This window comes from Bartonella melophagi K-2C (assembly GCF_000278255.1).
Lineage (GTDB): Bacteria > Pseudomonadota > Alphaproteobacteria > Rhizobiales > Rhizobiaceae > Bartonella > Bartonella melophagi.
Window position 1 is genome coordinate 1 of record NZ_JH725091.1, and the last position, 1,155, is coordinate 1,155.

General features: G+C 31.4%; 2 protein-coding genes. One reads left to right on the forward strand and one right to left on the reverse strand.

What is annotated here, in order from left to right:
- Positions 1–94 precede the first annotated feature (94 nt).
- Positions 95–439 carry a hypothetical protein gene (locus ME3_RS06640; protein ID WP_039952768.1) on the reverse strand — a complete coding sequence of 115 codons (345 nt, stop codon included), beginning with the start codon at positions 437–439 and terminating at the stop codon, positions 95–97.
- A gap of 101 nt (positions 440–540) precedes the next feature.
- Between ME3_RS06640 and ME3_RS06645 the strand changes: the two genes are divergently transcribed.
- Positions 541–861 (forward strand): helix-turn-helix domain-containing protein, encoded by a 321-nt coding sequence (locus tag ME3_RS06645; protein WP_051011136.1) that lies wholly within the window; start codon positions 541–543, stop codon positions 859–861.
- The last annotated feature ends 294 nt before the right edge of the window (positions 862–1,155 follow it).

Genomic DNA, 1,155 nt, shown 5'->3' on the forward strand with positions numbered 1-1,155 from the left:
TGCAGTTATATTTCTTTCCAAATCTTGAATTATCAACCTTCTCACTTTCTTCCGTAAGCTCGTATTTCTTTTCTATACTCATGTTCTTATCCTCCTAATATTGTTGACCATCGGTTTGATCACACCTCGACCTGCTCACTACACAAACATCAATAAAATCAGATGATGGGGAGGTTTCTTTTTGCTGCATTAAATCTTGTAAACGCTCGGGATAAAAGAAATCATCAGGACGTAAATCTATGTTGTTGCTTTTAGCGTAATTCAAAAGCATAACTTGATATTTAGCGGGAATAATGCCACCTTTTCCTTCACGCTTCTCAAAAGGATAAGTCCATTTTCTGACTACAACAACGTTGCGATTAATAATATTAGCAACTGCCTGGTATCCACCAAGATACGTAATTATAAGTTTTGCTGTTTCTGTACATGTTTTTATCATGTATAATAAATACGATATAAGAAACATTTAGTCAATACGATAAACGTATTTATATTTTTTTAATTATTGTAAGATTTTTAAAAATGAGAAATAACTTGAATATGGTTAAACAAAGAGAGCTAAAAATTTGGATAAAAAAGGAACTCGATAAAATGGGCCGTGGAAGTCAAGCAAAGCTTGCAGCCCATCTTGGAGTGCGTAGACCAGCTATATCTAATATTGTTAATCTTAATCCAGATAAAGAAATGAGAGATATTAAAGCTGATGAGCTTGTTAAAATTATGGAGTTTTTTAAAGATTCCTCACCTGTTTCTGGATTTTGCTCAGATGATTTTCTTTATTTATATTCTCAAGCGAATGATTCTGAAAAAAAGATTGTTGAGGATCTTTTAAAATCTTTGCTTGCAGCACGAAATTTATAAAAGCTGTTTTTTCCTTTTCAGATAACTTATCTAGCATTACAGATAACTGTTTTTCTCTTTCATTGTTTAGCATAACATTCCCAACTTATATTTAAAATCATAATTATTATGTGGATTATAAATCCAAAAAAATACGTATATCGTAATTTATTTCTTGACTAATTATTACGAAAAGCGTATTAACATCCCCATAACTTAAAAACAACCATTTACGAACAAGGAATAGAGGGGATGGAAAATGAATGAACAGTTTTTTGTGAATGCTGATGAGATTTTGTTGCTTGTATGCAGTGG

Bases quoted from the DNA above. Each gene is read 5' to 3' on its own strand.
- ME3_RS06645 (WP_051011136.1), top strand. From the start codon at position 541: ATGGTTAAACAAAGAGAGCTAAAAATTTGGATAAAAAAGGAACTCGAT.
- ME3_RS06640 (WP_039952768.1), bottom strand. From the start codon at position 439: ATGATAAAAACATGTACAGAAACAGCAAAACTTATAATTACGTATCTT.